Annotated in this window: 16 protein-coding genes; 4 read left to right on the top strand and 12 right to left on the bottom strand. The window is 45.9% G+C overall.

What is annotated here, in order from left to right; genetic code table 11:
• Positions 1 to 50: 50 nt before the first annotated feature.
• From KNQ03_RS09220 to KNQ03_RS09205, 4 genes are all read right to left on the bottom strand, one after another.
• The gene (locus KNQ03_RS09220) at positions 51 to 1,481 is read right to left on the bottom strand and encodes an NAD(P)H-hydrate dehydratase (protein ID WP_214724443.1); all 1,431 of its coding nucleotides are present in this window, start codon (positions 1,479 to 1,481) and stop codon (positions 51 to 53) included.
• Positions 1,482 to 1,575: 94 nt separating this feature from the next.
• Positions 1,576 to 2,007, bottom strand: a complete 432-nt coding sequence (locus KNQ03_RS09215; RefSeq protein ID WP_023467528.1) for a Fur family transcriptional regulator — start codon at positions 2,005 to 2,007, stop codon at positions 1,576 to 1,578.
• Entirely contained in the window at positions 1,979 to 2,848 is an 870-nt protein-coding gene (locus tag KNQ03_RS09210) for a metal ABC transporter permease (RefSeq protein WP_064300309.1), read from the bottom strand. Before KNQ03_RS09210 ends, KNQ03_RS09215 begins: the two co-directional genes overlap by 29 nt.
• Positions 2,845 to 3,612, bottom strand: coding sequence for a metal ABC transporter ATP-binding protein (locus KNQ03_RS09205; protein WP_023467526.1), 768 nt, complete (start codon positions 3,610 to 3,612; stop codon positions 2,845 to 2,847). Before KNQ03_RS09205 ends, KNQ03_RS09210 begins: the two co-directional genes overlap by 4 nt.
• A gap of 215 nt (positions 3,613 to 3,827) precedes the next feature.
• Between KNQ03_RS09205 and KNQ03_RS09200 the strand changes: the two genes are divergently transcribed.
• From KNQ03_RS09200 to KNQ03_RS09190, 3 genes are all read left to right on the top strand, one after another.
• Entirely contained in the window at positions 3,828 to 5,366 is a 1,539-nt protein-coding gene (locus KNQ03_RS09200; protein WP_149426951.1) for a Ppx/GppA phosphatase family protein, read from the top strand.
• Positions 5,363 to 7,516, top strand: a complete 2,154-nt coding sequence (locus KNQ03_RS09195) for an RNA degradosome polyphosphate kinase (protein ID WP_214724441.1) — start codon at positions 5,363 to 5,365, stop codon at positions 7,514 to 7,516. The genes KNQ03_RS09200 and KNQ03_RS09195 overlap by 4 nt, the downstream gene beginning before the upstream one ends.
• 65 nt (positions 7,517 to 7,581) lie before the next feature.
• Positions 7,582 to 7,752, top strand: coding sequence for a XapX domain-containing protein (locus KNQ03_RS09190; protein ID WP_023467523.1), 171 nt, complete (start codon positions 7,582 to 7,584; stop codon positions 7,750 to 7,752).
• 119 nt (positions 7,753 to 7,871) lie between these two features.
• Here the strand turns inward: KNQ03_RS09190 and KNQ03_RS09185 are convergent, their stop codons facing one another.
• The 5 genes from KNQ03_RS09185 to KNQ03_RS09165 all read right to left on the bottom strand — a co-directional run bounded on the left by KNQ03_RS09185 (position 7,872) and on the right by KNQ03_RS09165 (position 13,624).
• Positions 7,872 to 8,489, bottom strand: coding sequence for a hypothetical protein (locus KNQ03_RS09185; protein WP_058712879.1), 618 nt, complete (start codon positions 8,487 to 8,489; stop codon positions 7,872 to 7,874).
• A gap of 20 nt (positions 8,490 to 8,509) precedes the next feature.
• The gene (locus tag KNQ03_RS09180; RefSeq protein WP_149426949.1) at positions 8,510 to 9,412 is read right to left on the bottom strand and encodes a deoxyribonuclease IV; all 903 of its coding nucleotides are present in this window, start codon (positions 9,410 to 9,412) and stop codon (positions 8,510 to 8,512) included.
• A gap of 98 nt (positions 9,413 to 9,510) precedes the next feature.
• The gene (locus KNQ03_RS09175) at positions 9,511 to 10,863 is read right to left on the bottom strand and encodes a DEAD/DEAH box helicase (RefSeq protein ID WP_214724440.1); all 1,353 of its coding nucleotides are present in this window, start codon (positions 10,861 to 10,863) and stop codon (positions 9,511 to 9,513) included.
• 47 nt (positions 10,864 to 10,910) lie between these two features.
• On the bottom strand, positions 10,911 to 11,864 hold the full coding sequence (locus KNQ03_RS09170; protein WP_149426948.1) for a sugar ABC transporter substrate-binding protein: 954 nt from the start codon (positions 11,862 to 11,864) through the stop codon (positions 10,911 to 10,913).
• Positions 11,861 to 13,624 (bottom strand): two-component system sensor histidine kinase NtrB, encoded by a 1,764-nt coding sequence (locus tag KNQ03_RS09165; protein WP_149426947.1) that lies wholly within the window; start codon positions 13,622 to 13,624, stop codon positions 11,861 to 11,863. Before KNQ03_RS09165 ends, KNQ03_RS09170 begins: the two co-directional genes overlap by 4 nt.
• 145 nt (positions 13,625 to 13,769) lie before the next feature.
• Between KNQ03_RS09165 and KNQ03_RS09160 the strand changes: the two genes are divergently transcribed.
• A complete protein-coding gene (locus KNQ03_RS09160; protein ID WP_029341043.1) occupies positions 13,770 to 14,717 on the top strand; it encodes a 4-hydroxy-3-methylbut-2-enyl diphosphate reductase in 948 nt (315 codons plus the stop codon).
• A 103-nt stretch (positions 14,718 to 14,820) separates the two neighbouring features.
• On the opposite strand, the gene KNQ03_RS09155 is transcribed toward KNQ03_RS09160, so the two are convergent.
• The 3 genes from KNQ03_RS09155 to cccA form a co-directional block, all read right to left on the bottom strand.
• Complete coding sequence (locus KNQ03_RS09155) at positions 14,821 to 15,933, bottom strand: Nif3-like dinuclear metal center hexameric protein (protein ID WP_214724438.1); 1,113 nt, start codon at positions 15,931 to 15,933, stop codon at positions 14,821 to 14,823.
• Positions 15,933 to 16,652 (bottom strand): tRNA (adenine(22)-N(1))-methyltransferase, encoded by a 720-nt coding sequence (locus KNQ03_RS09150; RefSeq protein WP_350464432.1) that lies wholly within the window; start codon positions 16,650 to 16,652, stop codon positions 15,933 to 15,935. Before KNQ03_RS09150 ends, KNQ03_RS09155 begins: the two co-directional genes overlap by 1 nt.
• A 117-nt stretch (positions 16,653 to 16,769) precedes the next feature.
• A complete protein-coding gene (cccA, locus tag KNQ03_RS09145) occupies positions 16,770 to 17,111 on the bottom strand; it encodes a cytochrome c550 (protein WP_029341040.1) in 342 nt (113 codons plus the stop codon).
• Positions 17,112 to 17,197: the final 86 nt, after the last annotated feature.

Below are 17,197 nucleotides of genomic sequence, written 5' to 3'. Positions count from 1 at the left end.
AGTCTTCCCTCATACGTATCGTGGAAGACTTTTCTTTCAAATTGATGTTTTTATAGCTCGACTCTTCCTAACTCCTCGATGACATCCGTTGCTAGCAAGCTGCTCGGATGCATGTGTCGTTCGACTTGTCGAGAAGCACGTGCATACCACTCCGCTCCTTGCGCTAGTGTTCTTTCGATATCTCCTGTTGGATGTTGTGCAAGAAGGCTGGTTAATATGCCAAACAGCGTATCCCCACTTCCTCCTTTGGCGAGACCACTTGATGCACCAGAGACTACGAATCCGCCTCCATCTGGTTTCGCGATTAAGATGACATGGGACTTCAAAACGACAGTTACTTGATGCAAGATGGCATAGTCGGTTGCCTGACCAAAAAGATCATCTTGAATACTTGCGACACTCTGGTTCGTCATCCGGGCGAATTCACCGATATGCGGTGTGACGATGATTGGCGCGGTTCGTTCGGGATAACTTTCTTTTACTAAAGCTGCAGCATCTAGTACAACCGGCAAATCACTCTCAAGCAGATAGTCCACCCATGTTTCGACTGCCTCTTGCGATAATCCGGGACCGATTCCAACTGCTGAGATGGAGGGGAGCATCTCCTGAATTGCTGGTAATGTCTGATCAATGACCATCGCTTCCGGCGCTTGGACGATGATTCCATGTTTCGCAAGTGCCGTCGTTGCCACTTGTAGTTTACCGACTCCTGTTCGTAAGGCTGCCCGTGTCGCGAGTTGGATGGAACCCGGCATCGTCTCACTTCCACCAATCAATAGAGCCGTCCCGTACGTTCCTTTATGACCGTATGGTTCCCGCTTGAACAAGGCGGTCACACCATTAGGTGATACGCGCCATTCACCAAATGTCGGTAATCCGATATCAATCGTTTCTGATTCGCCATAAAACGGTGCTGTCCGTATTAAAAAGGCAGATCGTTTCATTGCATGCAGTTGAAATGTCACGTCTGCGCGAACCGCTGTCTCCTTAAATTCCGTTGCGTGATCCGTCGGTACTCCGCTCGGCACATCCACTGCATAGATACGTGCCCCTTGTCGCTTTTGTTCCGATACGAATTCACATTGCGCTTCGAACACCTGATTCACCCGCTTTGGATCAAATCCCGTTCCATATAAGGCATCTAGAATGACATCATATTGACCACACGGTTGTTCGGTCACGAGTCCAAACGCTTCTGCATAATGGACATGAACGATAGATGTATCCGAACGATTCTCTCCAAATGGTGCATGTAGTGTGACATCAAATCCGTCGCGTATCAATTCGCGTCCAATGACATACCCATCCCCACCGTTATTGCCTGTCCCACATAAAATCAAGATTCGCTCCGTCTTCCTATGACGCTCTTTGATACGTGTTGCGATGTGACTTCCAGCTCGTTCCATCAGCACTTCAAGTGGCAGTCCGGATGTCCGTGCCCACTCATCGATTTGTCGCGCTTCTTGTGTATCATAAATCATCTTCTCATCACCTCTGTTCGACTATTCCCGTTTTGAACAGGACTAGTCTTTTAAAACGCAAAAAGAGGACGCCCGACCGGGCATCCTCTTTCATTTAAGATGTCATGCGTTGACAATTCGCACAGCGTCCATAAATTTCGAACTTATGATCCTCGACTTCAAAGCCAGTCTCTTGGACCGGAGAAACCCATTCCATCGGACAGACATTCAATGTTTCCGTCTTGCCGCAGATTCGGCATATCAAATGATGATGATGGTGTCCTGAAGCACAAGCTGCTCGGTATTTCATCTCACCGTCTAATTCCGTCACTTCTAATAAGTCGATTTCCGAAAAGTCATTCAAGTTTCGATAGATTGTATCATAACTTAACGAAGGATGAGACGTTCGAAGAGCTTCTGCTACTTCCCGCGCACTGACATAACGATTCACTTCAAACAGATACGATAGCAAATCGAGACGCTTCGGTGTCATTTTAAACCCGGAAGCCTTCATGCGTTCACGCGCTTGTTCGATGTTCGTCTTCATGTGTTTTCCCTCCTATCCAAAAACGTTCCAACAGCATCACGATGATCAGCTCAAGTACCGCAAGCAAGACGATCATTCCACCTGGTGCTAAATCGAACTGATAGGCCAGGATGAGTCCGAGTACTGTCGCAACCTCACCAAATATGATAGCTAAAAAGATCGTCGCCTTAAAACTCTTCGCAATTCGAAGTGCTGCCGCAACCGGTAACGTGATTAAGCTTGAGACAAGCAAAATCCCAACGATTCGCATACTGATCGCAATGACAAGCGCAACGACGATCATAAAGAGAATATGCACTAAGCGAAGGCGAATCCCGGAAACGCGCGCCTGCTCCTCGTCAAAGGAGAGGAACAACAATTCCTTATAAAAAGCAAAGACGAAGATGACGACGACGACCGTCACGATAAGAATCGTGTACACATCCGTCAAGGCGACAGCCGAGACCGTTCCAAACAAGAAGGAGACGAGATCCATTGAAAAGCCGTTCGCGAGACTGATGAATGTTGCTCCAAGCCCCATCCCCGTCGCCATGATGATCGGGATTGCGAGTTCTTGGAAATGCTTGTACTTCGCACGCAACCAATCGATCGTCAGTGCCGCGATGACCGACGTCACGATTCCTAAATACAGTGGATTCAAGTCCGCTAATTGTGCGACCATTCCAGAGATCAATAGACTGAGCGCAATTCCGGCAAGGGTGACGTGTGATAGTGCATCTGCGATCAAGCTCATCCGCCGGACGACAACGAACGAACCGATCAATGGTGCCGTGAATCCGATCAGAATGGCAGCCACTAAAGCGTACTGTAAAAACTTTAACGTCATGAACGCTTCAATCATTGGACACTCTTCCCTTCGTGAACGAGGACACGTCCCGGAACCGGATAGAGGGAGCGGATCGTCTGTTCATCTAGTTCCCAGTATTCCTTGATGCCACAGTTACACCCTAAACGTCCATCGACCAGATGAATCACATCCGTGACAAGTTTACTGACGAAGTGAATATCATGCGTGACAAGAACGAATGTCCGGCGCTTATCTCGACGAAGTTCTTCTAAGATCTCATAAAATTCTTTCACGTATCGCTGATCGACACCAACGGTTGGTTCATCCAAGATCATTAAATCAGGATCGTTGACGAGCGCACGTGCGATGAAAACACGTTGTTGTTGACCACCGGATAGGTCGCCGACTTTTGAATCTCGTCGCTCCCACATTCCGACCGTTTCGAGGGCCGTTCGTACTTTGTCTCGATCGTCGCGAGATAAGCGACGAAAGAGTCCTTTTTTGGCGTACAGTCCCATCTCAACGACTTCTGCGACAGTCACCGGAAAACCGGAGTTGAACGCTGCCGCTTTTTGCGAAACATAGCTAATCCGCCACCATTCATTGAATTGTGATTGGGATTGTCCAAATAAACGAATCGTTCCTTTCGGTTGCAATAACCCTAATATACATTTGATCAACGTCGATTTTCCGGATCCATTTTCCCCGACAATGGCTAAAAATTGTCCTTGCTCGACCTGAAACGAGACTTGATTCAACACCCGACGATCTGGGTAATCATAGCTGACTTGATCAATCTCGATGATTGGTGTTTCCATTTATTTCCACTCCTTCCGTTTTCGTAAAACGGAATAATTACGCCTTAATCAACTGTCTTATTATAGCGCCCGCCAATTATTGGTGCAACTCTAGCAACTTCCTATCCTCCTTAGAAAACATTCAAGGTACAATAAAGAAAGAAGATAGCTGTTTCCGGCTTGTTCAGAGAGGGAATTCTTTTAGTGCACGCATCGCAGAGAGGAGTCGGAGTCATTTGAAACAAGAACTTGCAGTCATCGATATCGGTTCCAACTCGATTCGTTATGTTATCTTCCATCCGATCGCTTCTGGTCGCTATATCGAGAAGATTAATATTAAAGTCGTCGCCCGATTATCTGCTCACATCAACGAGGATGGAGCACTCGATGATGAAGGCATCGCCTTACTCGAAGAAACGTTACATCGTTTTTATGAAGTTGGTGTCACCCATGAAGTCGAAGAAACGATCTGTGTCGCGACAGCAGCCATCCGTAATGCAACGAACCGAGATGCCATCGTTGAATCCGTTACAGAAAACACGCCTTTTTCCATTCAGGTTCTGACAGATGAACAAGAAGCATACTATGGCTATTTTGCCATCATCAATTCGACCTTCTTGACTGATGGCTTTTCTGTCGATATCGGTGGTGGTTCCATGGAAGTCACCTTGATTGAAAATCGCGAAATGGTGGCGTATCACAGCTTTCCATTTGGTGCCGTCACCTTGACACGGCAATTCGTTTCGGACGAGACACTAAGTGCCAGCGATAAGAAGAAATTGGTGAAATTCCTACGGGAACAATTCGAATCGATTCCATGGCTGAGTGATAAAAAGCTTCCTTTAATCGGTGTCGGTGGTTCTGCCCGAAATTTCGTTCGGATCCATCAGTCGAATCAGGACTATCCCCTTCGAAGTGTTCACCAATATCAAATCAAAGCGAAAGAACTCGCGAAGATGGTCGACGATCTCGAAGGAAAGTCGGCGAAACAACTATCGAAAATCGAAGGACTCTCAAAAGATCGAATTGATATCTTCCTGCCGGCATTGATTGCGATTCAAGAGTTAGCCCATCACATCGAAGCGGAAGAATTCGTAATGAGTAATCTCGGTCTTCGCGAAGGTCTTGTTTACGAGTTCGATGTGCAGGACGAAGCATACCGTCGGATTGAAAACGTACGTGAGCAAAGTCTCTATCAGCTCGAAAGCGACTATAAGGTCAATCGAGATCGTGCGTCATATATTGGAACACTCGCCAAATCGATGTACCGACAGCTCGTCACGCTCGACTTGATTTCAGAACGCGCGTCTGATCTACGACTGCTCGATTCAGCAAGTCGCTTATTTTATTGTGGACAATACATTAATCCAGATACACGATCGGACCAGACGTTCTACCTGTTGACGAATACCGAATTGAATGGCATGACGCACAAGGATCGCGTTGCTCTCTCGCTCGTCAGTTCCTATTCTTCTGCCAAACGGATGAACCAGCTTGCGAAACCTTTCAAGGACTGGTTTACGGAAAAATCGCTGGATCGCTTCGACCTACTTGGATCTCTCCTCAAATTAAGTCACGCGCTCGACGTGACGGAGCGAAAAGCTGTCGATCATTTGGAACTGTTCCTTGAAAAGGATCAACTCCAATTCGTCCTCGATACAGGGGATCATGATTATGGATTCGAAGTCGAAAAAGCGGAAAAACAAAAGAAACACCTGGAACGAATCATTGATTGTACGATTACCTTCGAAACGAAAGGAGATCTTCCTTCATGAAGCTCGACATACCTGAACATTTCAATAATCGTGAGCTCAGCTGGCTCCAGTTCAACAAACGTGTGCTGGATGAAGCGTTTGACACACGCAATCCGCTAATGGAACGTTTTAAGTTTCTCGGTATCTTTAGTTCCAATTTAGACGAGTTCTATATGGTACGAGTCGGTGGTTTAAAGGATGAAGTACTCGCCGGGTTCAATAAACCAGAAAATAAACAACAGATGACACCCAAACAACAGTTACGTGCAATCGCAGCGAAAACAAAAGAGTTAGTCGATCGGCAATACGAAGCATTTCAAGCAATCAATCAGACGTTATCCGATGAAGGCATTACATTCTTGAAATACGACGCTCTGACTTCGGAACAAACGACCTATGTAAAATCCTTTTTCCGTGAACAAGTCTTTCCGGTACTCACGCCCGTTGCCGTCGATGCCTATCGTCCGTTCCCGATGCTCTCGTCAAAGTCACTCAACATTGCGACGGTGCTTGAGGCAGAAGACGGGACAAAACGAAATTTGGCGCTCGTACAAGTACCTGCTGTCTTGCCACGATTCGTCGATTTACCGGTAGAAGATGACGAGACGACGGCTGTCATCTTACTCGAAGACGTCATCATCGCCTTCATCGATAGTCTATTCAAAGGTTATCGTGTGTTGTCTGCCATGCCGTTTCGAATTACGCGTAATGCCGACCTTCCGTTTCATGAGGAAGGTACGCATGATTTATTAAAGCTGATTGAGAAAGAATTAAAAAAACGGCGTTGGGGAGTCGCCATTCGACTCGAAGTTCAAAAAGCTGCCATCAATACCGAACTGCTCAACATGTTACGCGATGTACTCGATTTACAGGAACGCGACATCTTTGCCGTGGATGGTCCGATTGATTTAACGTTCTCCTTTGCCTTCTACAGTCAAATCGGTATTGAATATGATCATTTGATTTATCAGACGATCATGCCGGTCGACCCACCGGCACTCGATAGTTCAAAAAATCTGTTTAATCAATTACTCGAACGCGACTATCTCTTGCATCATCCGTATCATACGTTTGATCCTATCGTCCGGTTCATCGTCCAAGCGGCGAATGACCCGAACGTCCTTGCTATCAAACAAACACTTTATCGCGTATCTGGTGATTCTCCGATCATCAAGGCCTTAAAAACGGCAGCGGAGAACGGGAAACAGGTCACCGTTCTCGTTGAACTGAAGGCTCGATTCGACGAGGCGAAGAACATCGAGTGGGCGAAGCAACTAGAAAAGGTCGGCGCCCATGTCATTTACGGATATAGTGATTTAAAGACACACTCAAAGATCACGCTCGTCGTCCGACTCCACGAAGGCAAGATTCAGCGTTTCGTCCATCTTGGTACCGGCAATTATAATGATTCGACGGCGAAACTATACACGGACGTCGGATTATTGACCGCTCGGGAAGAGATCGCCGAAGATGCGACGAACTTCTTCAATTGGTTATCCGGATACGGGGAACAGCCAGAATGGAACGTCATTCAAACTTCACCGAACGCAATGCTTGAGAAGTTCCTGTCATTGATTGATGAAGAGATTCATCATCATAAAAAGCACGGAAATGGTCGAATCGTTGCCAAGATGAATAGTCTAACGGAAAAAGACATCATTTTACGGCTTTACAAGGCATCGCGCGCCGGTGTCCAAGTCGAACTCATCGTTCGGGGCGTCTGTTGTCTGCGTCCTGGCATTCCAGATGTTTCGGAGAACATTCGCGTCATCTCGATTGTCGATCGTTACTTGGAGCATTCACGCATCTTCTACTTCCATCACAACGGTCAGGATTTGATGTATGGATCAAGCGCGGACTGGATGACACGCAACATGCGAAAACGGATTGAAATCTTGTTCCCGATCATGGACGAAGAACATAAGGAGTATTTAAAGGATTGCCTGGCCCTCGCCCTGGCTGATAATGTGAAGTCGCGTGAGCAGGCAGCGGATGGATCTTATCATTACGTGAAGGACGGAAAACAGAGCTGTGAATCCCAGTTGCTGATTCAAGACTATACGAGCGGCAAACTCAAACAAAAACCTAGTTTTACAACTCCATTAACACAAAAGTGGATCACGATCGAAAAGAAAGAGGACAAAGTCATTCTTGATCAAAATGCTACATGATGTTGGTCATGTTTTACCACGTACTCTACTTCAAATGCTGATTTACAGCAGAAAGGACGAAATGTATGCTTCAGCAAATCTTATTATCCCTTCTCGCCGGCGTCATCTGCGGCGTCGTGTTCACAGCACTGAAACTGCCGATTCCTGCCCCACCTGTTTTTCCAGCCGTCGTCGGAATCTTCGGTGTCTTCCTTGGGATGAAAATCTATCTATTTTTAGTAGAACGCTTTTTCTAATCCAATCAAAAAAAGTTCTCTTTGCTGCCAGCGCAGAAAAGAGAACTTTCTTTGATTCTTTTTAAGGTTTTAATGATTAAATGTCGATCGTGGGAGCTCTGCTTGAATAGGAAAAGATTTTACTCACTCTCTTCCGTTGCTGCTGCCGTATCCACCGCATGAAGCATCTGTTGATGTAACCATCGGTGACAGGTCGGGCAAACCGTCTGATATCCTTCTGGTGTCAAATGCCATTCCAGTAACGACTGCCTAGACTCCTCACAATGCATACATTGACGCGCGACTTGTTCCAGATGATTTCGCTCCTTGAAGCGCTCGATTCGACGTTGTTTAGATTGTTCGAGTGTCAGTACATCCGTTTCGAAATACCCATACTGCCATGAATCAAGCAGACGCGTGCGAAACACGCCTTCGACCGGTCCAGTTTTAAGACCAAGTTGATCGAGTGGTCGTCCAAGTAAGGGATGACGTAAATCCACACTGATGAGATCAAGGCACACATATGACCCTTCTGAGTCGTCAGCATTCGTCAACCAAAATGGATCTTCTGGACGTGTCGTATACTCGGTGAACAAGGCTTCAGCATACGCCATGATACCGTCAGTCGTCGCAAGAAACACCTCTTCTCCCTCTACCAGTTCTGCCGGCAAATAAAACGGTTCCTTTGTTTCATAGTAGTGGACAACAGCTTGTCGTATCGCAAAACTAGTCTCATCAACGACGAGTATATGACACATCACAGACACCCCTTTATGAGTTATTCGACTGGTGCTCCTAGAATCGGTAGACGCCAGTCTGCATCAAACGCACCCGAACGTAACATATCGATTTCTTGTTTATACGGTGCCACTTTTTTCTTTGGATCGAGACCAATGTATGGCGTCTCTAAGATTTTCGGTAAATGTGCCAGAGCAGTATGATGCACGACACGATGTAAGGCATCAAATCCAATCTCACCAAAACCAATATTTTCATGACGGTCCTTTCGAGCACCACGGATATTCTTTGAGTCATTCACATGGATGACACCAAGACGATCCAGTCCAACGATCCGGTCGAATTGTTCAAGAACACCATCTAAGTCGTGCACGATATCGTATCCTGCATCATGCACGTGACATGTATCGAGACAGACGGACAGACGATCATGATGTGTGACGCCTTCGATGATTTGAGCAAGTTCCTCGAAGGTTTTTCCGATTTCCGATCCTTTTCCAGCCATCGTCTCAAGCGCGATCTTGACCTGTTCGTCACCTGTCAGTACTTCATTGAGTCCTTCGACAATCCGTTTGATTCCGATTTCTTCCCCAGCACCTACATGCGCACCAGGATGTAATACGATGTGTTGCGCCTTTTCAAGCGCTTCTGCTCGTTTAATTTCTGCTGCTAAAAACGAAACGGCGAGTTCGAATGTCTCGGGTTTCGTCGTATTCCCTAAGTTGATGATATACGGCGCATGCACGACGATTTCCTCTATTCCATTAGCACTCATATGTTGCAATGCTTCTTGAATCCGTAACTCTTCCATCGGCTTACGGCGTGTATTTTGAGGTGCTCCTGTATAGACCATCATCGTCGTTGCACCGTAAGATGCCGCTTCCTCACTTGCACCTAACAGCATTTTTTTCCCCGAAACGGAGACGTGTGAACCTATTTTCATATTCTTTTCCACCTTTCTCTTTTTACAGTGTACCAAATCTTAAAAACAACAAGACACCCGAAAAATGTTTTTTCATTTCACGGGTGTCATCAATGGAATTATTTTGATTTGCGTGCGTTTTCTTTACGTTGCGCGCGACCGACACCACGTTGTTCTTTGATGCGTTCACGTTTTGCTGTTTCTTTCAACTTATATTGATGCTTCTTCTTATAACCTGGTTTAACGCGCTTTTTCGCTTTTGCTGCTTCACCCGACAGACGGCTATGCGCTGTCTTCGAGACAGCAGTTTTCATGTGCGGCTTCGCACGACGACGTTCTTTGACCTCGACGATTTGACTGCCTTTGACATCAACGTTCGTGAATTGAATGCCACGGTCCTCTAAGCGATTGATCATACCGTTCTCGTGATCTTCAAACAATGTGTATGCCAATCCATCTTGATCGACGCGACCTGTCCGACCGACACGGTGGACGTAGAAGTCTAAATCTTTTGGAATACCATGGTTGATGACGTGTGAGACACCTGAAATATCAATTCCGCGTGCTGCAAGATCCGTCACGATGACGTATTGATACTTCGCATCGTTGATTTCTTTGATGGCTTGTTTACGACGACGTGCCGGAAGATCTCCGTGAAGGGAACCAACGTTCAGTCCTGCTTCTAGGAACAAAGCTTCGACTTCGATTGCTTCTGCTTTTGTATTCGTAAAGATTAGACAGATATACGGATTCAGCGCTTTCGCGACTTTCAACGTCAATTGTGAGCGCTCACGATGCTTGACCGGAATCGTATGGTGAACGATTTTCTTCGCTGTCTGTTGTTTTGGATCCACATGCGCATAACGCGGGTTGTTCATGTATTTTTTCAAGAACGGTTGCAATTTCTCAGGAATCGTTGCTGAGAAGACCATCATCTGAAGCTGTTCTGGAAGAGCTTGCGCAATCCGGTCAACTTCTGGCAAGAAGCCCATGTCGAGCATTTGATCCGCTTCATCGATAACGTAGTGCTTCACGAAATGTGGTTTTAAAGCCTGTTCTTTAAATAGGTCTAAAATACGTCCCGGTGTTCCGATAACGATTTGAGGTGAGACTTTCACACGACCGATTTGACGTTCGCGATCCATTCCACCTGTAATAAGACTCGTCTTGATGAAGTCTGGTTCCTTCACGAGTAACGATTTCAGTTCTTCATGAATTTGCCAAGCAAGTTCGCGCGTTGGAGCAACGATGATTGCTTGTAATTCTTGAAGCTTTGAATCGACGTTTTGAACGATTGGAAGAAGGAACGATAACGTTTTTCCTGTTCCTGTTTGTGATTGACCGATGATATCGCGTCCCTTTACTGCAGCTGGGATGATCCGCGACTGAATGTCGGTCGGTTTTGTGATGCGGGCGTCATCGAGTGCTTCGATGACGAACGGGTGTAATTGATAATGGCTGAATCCATTCATGAATTGACACCGTCCTTTCCTTATTTGCTGAGGCTTCTGCCTCTCGATTAGTTCAACATGGTTATGGGTCTACTACCGTCATACAGATAGGAGTACGTATAAAAACGAGTTGGAATCTTTTTGTTTTTCGTATGAAGCTTCAATGCACTGAAGGCGACTTTCATCATCTCATCAGCACTCTGGACGACCGTCGCATCCATCGATTTCATGTCAACAGCTTCTAATATAGCACGATTCCCGTCTATGCCGACAATTATTTTTCCTTTGATACCTGCTTTTTTCAATGCTTCGAGGACACCTAGCGCAATATCGTCATTGTGACAATAGATGGCATCAAACGGAATTCCCGACTCAATCACCTGTGTCATGACCTGTTCTGAAGTGACGGGGTCGTAATCCCCATTCACGGATTCGACGATTTCAAGTTCCGGCTCACGCTCAAGACCAGTCAAAAATCCCCGGTGTCGTTCATTCGTCGTATTGACGTTTGCCGTACCCGCGACTTCAATGATGTCGGCCGTAGCTCGTCCCGTCTGCTTGATGCGTTCGTGTTTGATGAATGAGGCAAGCTGTTCCCCGATCAATTGATTATTCGAGGTAATCGAACTGACGACTGCATCGGAGCGAATCAATCGATCGATCGCGAAGACCGGAATCCCAGCACGAGCTGCCTCTTCTAACGTACTAGCAATATAGACATCATCAAGCGTCGTCACGAAGATTGCATCTACCTTCATTCGAATGAACTCTTGAATTTGCTCGCGTTCATTGATGCGTGAATTATGAGACGTCGCGACGACTGCTTCGTATTTATTTAGTTTGGCTTGTGTCTTGAACGCATCGACGAGCCGTTGCGCAAATTCATGTTTATCATTGACGATCGTGAAGCCGACGAGATGACGGCGTGGACTCGGATCCGGATTGACGAATAAATTGGAAATGAACAAAACGGATGAAATCCAAACAATCAGGACGAATAACCAGGCCTTATTGAATTTCATTCCGTTTGCTCCTTTCGAGGTAAGTGGACTTGAATCGTCGTACCGACACCCGGCTTACTATCAAAGATCATCTTGCCTTTATGATCACGAACGATTTGTTTCGACATGAAGAGTCCAAGTCCATTGCCATCGACTTTTGATGTCTTGAACGCTTGACCGACATGATCAATCTGATTTCCATCCATCCCTACCCCATTATCCTGAACAATGAAGACGACTTCTTCTGGATAAACGTGGACATGCAGATGACAGATTCCATCCGGTCCTTTAAACGCGACAGCTTGAAGGGCATTTCGAACACAGTTTGCTAAAATCTGCAAAATCCCCTCTTCTGATGCATAAATCTTTGGCATGAAGGACGGTGTATAAATCTTGCAGTCCGCTTCGTAATGATGAGCTTCCGCTTCTAAGATATATGTCAGCTTCTTCATTAAATCATTCATATCAATCGTCGTTTTTTGAAGTGCGTTGTTTTCGCCTTTCGATAAATCAAGCATCGTTTGAATCATGCCATTTGCTCGATCCAGTTCCGATAAGGCGAGAATCAACATTTCTGGATCACGATCCTTTTCTGCTGCTAACAACTGTAACGTCATCTTGACTGGCGTTAGTGGATTGCGGATTTCGTGGGCAATTCCTGCTGCTAGTTGACCGAGTGATGCTAATTTTTCTTGATGTAACATCGTTTGTTGTTGACTCAACTGCTCAAGGCGCGCATTTTCCATCCGTTGAGCGTACTCGTTATAGGCAGCAACGAGTGTCTTGACTTCGTTTGATCCGGCACGCTCGAGAACAATCGGTTTGGGTGAGGTGCTTTTCTCGATCTTCTTCACAAGTTCAAGCATCGGTGCTGTCAATTGTTTTGACATCAAATAGCCGACGATCAGACTGAGGACGAGCGTCAAGGCAGCGATGATCAAATACTGTTGCCGTGTCGTGTAGACTGGTTCATAAAAGACGCTTCGTGGCGTTCGAACGAGAATCTTCCAATCCGTCACCTTCAAATCTTTCGCGAAGTAATACATGTCCTGGTTCGTACTAAAAATCTCAGAAGGTTCTACCGACTGAAACGCACGTTCAATGACACTTTTCGATAATAAGCGTTCTTCATCCGGTACTAGATTACTAGATGTGGCTAACAATTCTTTTTTACTATTGAATAGGTAGGCGATCGTCTGATCGTCAAATGATTCAAGCGAATTCCGAAAAACGATCGAGTTCATGACACTTAACCCACCACCAAAGACACCGACGCGTTCATTGCCGTCTCGAACCGGAACGAACATATAGGTGACAGCATCTGATTCCATCGTATACAACTTACTCATATGAAAGTCCGTACTCGTCAACGTTTGCAAGAATTCATCGTCTTTTAGGATCGTACTGTTTTCTATACGTCGATCCTCACTTGAGAACCAAGTGACTTGCTTCGTCTGTCGATCAAAGTAGAAGAAACTCTTAAATCCTGTATCGATGTCTAATAGATTCGATTCTTCAATTTTTTGTTTCAGCTTGTCGGGGTTTTTGACATTCAACTGCAAGCTCATGATCTCTTCATGCAGATTCCCGACATTGTCGCGAATCGCATTTCCTGAGACCTCGACACTCTTCTCGCTCTGTTTCTCTGTTTGTTGCTCGACGCGGGAAATCGTGACCCGGTCCGCAGTGAAGGCAAGCGCTGAAATGACAAGACAAATCAGGATGAATAAGACGGCGGTGATTTGAAAAAAATACGACCGCATCATTTTCTTAGACTCCATCCCTTCGCCTCCCTTTTGAATAATTGACAACTTCATTAGTATAGCATGTTCTGTGGATGAAACAGACTCCTCTATTTTCATTCAGCTTCAATCAATGGTACACTCTAACTAATCATTCTTTTTCACAAAGGGAGAATCCATAACTATGCTAGTAAAAAAAATCAGCCCCCGCGGCTATTGTTACGGTGTCGTCGATGCAATGAAACTTGCACAACAAGCGGCATTGAATAAAGACTTGCCACGTCCGATCCATATTTTAGGGATGATCGTCCACAACGCTCACGTGACACGTGAGTTCGAAAATATGGGTGTCATCACTGTCGATGGTCCCGATCGCCTCGAAGCGTTAGAGACGATTCAAGAGGGTACTGTCATCTTTACCGCACACGGCATCTCACCTGCAGTTTATGCACGTGCTGCTGAGAAGAACTTACATGTCGTCGATGCAACATGTCCTGACGTGACGCGTACGCACGATTTGATTCGTCAAGTCGTCGCGGATGATTATGAAGTCATCTACGTCGGCAAACACGGACACCCGGAACCTGAAGGTGCAGTCGGTGTAGCACCAGAGCATGTGCACCTCATCGAAAAAGTCGAAGATATCGATGAACTCCCGCCACAGCTTGCTCACAAAAAAATCATCGTCACGAATCAGACGACGATGAGCCAATGGGATGTCCAAGCTTTGATGGAACACGTTCGTAAAAAATATCCGCATGTAGAAGTACACAATGAAATCTGTAACGCAACACAAGTCCGGCAAGAAGCGGTGGCTGATCAAGCAGGAGATTGCGATCTCGTCATCGTCGTCGGTGATCCGCGTTCGAACAACTCGAATCGCCTAGCACAGGTATCCTTCGATATCGCAGGAACTCCAGCGCATCGGATTGGTGATTTAACGGAACTTGATTTGACTTGGCTTGAGGGTGTGACTCAAGTTGGTGTCACATCAGGTGCATCAACGCCAACACCAATCACGAAAAAGGTCATTGATTTCCTCCAACAATATGATCCTGCTGATATCAGTACGCATGACAAGACACCATTCCTTGAATTACGACGCATCTTGCCTAAAGTTAAAGTACTTTAATCATTACAATCGATACAGCAAAACCGAGTCGCGATCCTCATTCGCGACTCGGTTTTTTTGTTATGGAATATGACGATATCATCGACGTATTTCATTCGATTCATCATAAAAACTGAAACGGATTCGTATTCGCTGTTGAAATCAGCAGCTCGACATCGATTTTTTTCTGTTCGAATCGACGCTTCAATTCGTTGACGACGCCTTCCTTCATAACCGACTCCACATGATGTCCCGGATCGACGACTGCTAGTCCAAGTGCCATCGCATCATGCGCCACATGGAAATAGAGATCCCCTGTCACAAGGACATCTGCTCCCGCAAATGCTGCAGTCGAGACGTACTTATTGCCGTCACCACCAAGTACTGCTACTTTTTGGATGTGGCGTGATTCGTCTCCGACGAAGCGTAAGTTTTGTACACCAAACGCATCGCGAACATGCTCTGCAAATTCCCGCAACGTCATTGCTTCCGGTAACCGACCAATCCGTCCAAGACCAAGTGATGTTGCCGGACGTTCTTGACGAATGAGATCATAGGCGACTTCCTCATATGGATGAGCCTGTTTCATCGCTCGAATGACTTGTTTCTGATTCAGTTCCGTGACGATCGTCTCGATTCGGACTTCTGAAACGCGTTCGAGTCGTCCTGCTTCACCGATATACGGGGTAGCTTCCGTCAACGGTCGGAATTGACCCGTTCCATTGACGTGGAATTGACAATCACTGTAGTCTCCTTCTTTTCCTGCTCCCGCTTGTGCAAGGGCTGTTGAAACATGCTCTACAGCCTCAGTCGGTACGAAGACACTTAGTTTATATTGTGTGTTTTCAAATGTCGGAGCTAGTACTTCACAAGACTCAAGACCAAGCGCATCTGCCATCCAGTCATTGACCCCGCCTGGTGTCACGTCAAGGTTCGTATGCGCAGCATACACCGCAATATCGTGTTTGATACATTTTGTGACGATCCGTCCTGTTGCAGAACGATCCGTCACATTTGCTAACTTACTAAAAATCGGTGGATGATGCGCGATAATGAGATCGACCTTCTTTTCAATTGCTTCATCGACGACAGACTCCAAGACATCAAGTGTCACGAGCACACGTTTGACGTCCTTGTTCAATGTTCCGATTTGTAGACCAATCGGATCACCTTCGAGTGCGAATTTTTTCGGAGCAAATGCTTCAAACTGCTCAATGATATGGTTCCCATTCACCATTAGTTCGTCACCTCTTCCATCTTTTGAATCAATCGTTCGATGGCTTCGATTTTTTCAGATAAAACCTCCGTTGCTTGCCCTTGTTTCATCTGAGCTAAGATATACTCTCGCTTTTGTTTTTCAATCTGCCATTTTTCAATGAATTCTGGTGCACGTTCCCGCATTAACTGTGGTCCAAAGAACAATTCCCACTGACGTGTTGTTTCGTCCTCTGAGTAAAGTGTTTCATCTCCACGTTCTGCAACGAGAATTTCATAGATCTTTCCGTTCTCCTCGACAATGGCTTCAGACAATAACGCATATGAATTCGTCAGCAACCACTTCCGAACATCGACTGCATCGACATTCGGTTGAAGAATCAAGCGTTCCTCACCTGACAACCGATCTTTTCCTTCCTCAAGGATAGAGGCAATCAGCGTTCCGCCCATTCCCGCAATCGTAATCGCCGTTGCTTCGCCCGGTTTCAAAACCGATAAGCCACTTCCTAAACGGACATCAATCTGTGATTCAAGACCAACAAGCGCCACTTGTCCTTTTGCCGCTTCCATCGGTCCCTCATTCACCTCTCCTGCAATCGCACGCTCGATTTTCTTTTGTTGTACACAAAAACAAGGTACGAATGCATGATCTGATCCAATATCTGCGAGGATCGCTCCTTGTGGAATATACGACACGACTTTTTGGAGTCGTTGATCCAATACGACGTTCATTTGCATCATCTTCATCCTTCCTATTTTCCGAAAAACTCTCTTTTAAAAATAGCGGATTTACGCTAAAAAAGATACCATACACCACAAAAAAACATCCATCTCGTAACGAGATAGATGTCCTTGTTCTTATTTCTTAGCAGCTAACCATTTGGCTAGAACAGCTGCTTCTTCGTCATTCGCAAGACCGCCAGGCATTTGCCCTTTACCGTTCATTGCGATGTCTTTAATTTCATCTTCTTTCAGCTTCGCGCCGATCTTTGTTAAGTTCGGACCTGTTCCGCCTTCTAAGTTTCCACCGTGACATCCTGTACATCCTTTAGATGCAAATAAGTCTTCCGGCTTCATTTCTGCAGTTGACGGCCCTTTGCGAGCTTCCTTCACCTGATCGACCCCAAAGTAAGACAATGAAATCATAGCGATGATGGCGATGACTGCGATCGCCGCGAACGGTACTAATGGATTACGCATTTGGATTCCCCCCATATTCTATACCCAACCAAGTTGGTGACTGAATGGTATTCCCCGTTACTATTCTACTGTAAAAAAAACAGGGA

Origin of the sequence: Exiguobacterium sp. s143 (genome assembly GCF_018618895.1) — a bacterium.
Lineage (GTDB): Bacteria > Bacillota > Bacilli > Exiguobacteriales > Exiguobacteriaceae > Exiguobacterium_A > Exiguobacterium_A abrahamii.
This window is presented reverse-complemented; position numbering and strand designations above follow the sequence as displayed.

Bases quoted from the DNA above. Each gene is read 5' to 3' on its own strand.
- KNQ03_RS09220 (WP_214724443.1), bottom strand. From the start codon at position 1,481: ATGATTTATGATACACAAGAAGCGCGACAAATCGATGAGTGGGCACGG.
- KNQ03_RS09215 (WP_023467528.1), bottom strand. From the start codon at position 2,007: ATGAAGACGAACATCGAACAAGCGCGTGAACGCATGAAGGCTTCCGGG.
- KNQ03_RS09210 (WP_064300309.1), bottom strand. From the start codon at position 2,848: ATGATTGAAGCGTTCATGACGTTAAAGTTTTTACAGTACGCTTTAGTG.
- KNQ03_RS09205 (WP_023467526.1), bottom strand. From the start codon at position 3,612: ATGGAAACACCAATCATCGAGATTGATCAAGTCAGCTATGATTACCCA.
- KNQ03_RS09195 (WP_214724441.1), top strand. From the start codon at position 5,363: ATGAAGCTCGACATACCTGAACATTTCAATAATCGTGAGCTCAGCTGG.
- KNQ03_RS09190 (WP_023467523.1), top strand. From the start codon at position 7,582: ATGCTTCAGCAAATCTTATTATCCCTTCTCGCCGGCGTCATCTGCGGC.
- KNQ03_RS09185 (WP_058712879.1), bottom strand. From the start codon at position 8,489: ATGTGTCATATACTCGTCGTTGATGAGACTAGTTTTGCGATACGACAA.
- KNQ03_RS09180 (WP_149426949.1), bottom strand. From the start codon at position 9,412: ATGAAAATAGGTTCACACGTCTCCGTTTCGGGGAAAAAAATGCTGTTA.
- KNQ03_RS09175 (WP_214724440.1), bottom strand. From the start codon at position 10,863: ATGAATGGATTCAGCCATTATCAATTACACCCGTTCGTCATCGAAGCA.
- KNQ03_RS09170 (WP_149426948.1), bottom strand. From the start codon at position 11,864: ATGAAATTCAATAAGGCCTGGTTATTCGTCCTGATTGTTTGGATTTCA.
- KNQ03_RS09165 (WP_149426947.1), bottom strand. From the start codon at position 13,624: ATGGAGTCTAAGAAAATGATGCGGTCGTATTTTTTTCAAATCACCGCC.
- KNQ03_RS09160 (WP_029341043.1), top strand. From the start codon at position 13,770: ATGCTAGTAAAAAAAATCAGCCCCCGCGGCTATTGTTACGGTGTCGTC.
- KNQ03_RS09155 (WP_214724438.1), bottom strand. From the start codon at position 15,933: ATGGTGAATGGGAACCATATCATTGAGCAGTTTGAAGCATTTGCTCCG.
- KNQ03_RS09150 (WP_350464432.1), bottom strand. From the start codon at position 16,652: ATGATGCAAATGAACGTCGTATTGGATCAACGACTCCAAAAAGTCGTG.
- cccA (WP_029341040.1), bottom strand. From the start codon at position 17,111: ATGCGTAATCCATTAGTACCGTTCGCGGCGATCGCAGTCATCGCCATC.